This is a genomic window from Adlercreutzia sp. DFI.6.23 (assembly GCF_024462535.1).
GTDB classification, from domain to species: domain Bacteria; phylum Actinomycetota; class Coriobacteriia; order Coriobacteriales; family Eggerthellaceae; genus Adlercreutzia; species Adlercreutzia rubneri.
Genome location: NZ_JANGBP010000432.1, coordinates 1 through 306 on the forward strand (window position 1 = coordinate 1; position 306 = coordinate 306).

Consider the following 306-nt stretch of genomic DNA (forward strand, 5'->3'; position numbering starts at 1 on the left):
GAGAAAAGCCGCTATGGAACGAGTGCCATACGTCAGCAGCCCGAAGTCGGAGGAGCCCGTCTCGTTCTCGAGCGGTATTGCCGTAAGCGGGTAGATGTCATCCAGATCCAAGAGGACTTCAGTCGTGAGGGGATCAATGACCACAACGCCGCCTGGCCCCGTTACATTGCCCATAACGAGGCACGAAGGGGATATGGCCTTGATAAACGAGTCTCTCGCAGGAACTGTGTCATCCCTCAGCTCAAAGACGTGGGGTGTTGCCGTGCCCGTAAGCGTTCCGTTGTCGGCGTTGTAGAGGGACACGGT

At 57.2% G+C, this 306-nt stretch carries 1 protein-coding gene; it reads right to left on the reverse strand.

Features of this window, described 5'->3' with window-relative positions; all coding sequences use genetic code 11:
• The coding region (locus NE591_RS14010) for a hypothetical protein (protein WP_256156949.1) at positions 1 to 306 on the reverse strand (306 nt) is incomplete at both ends.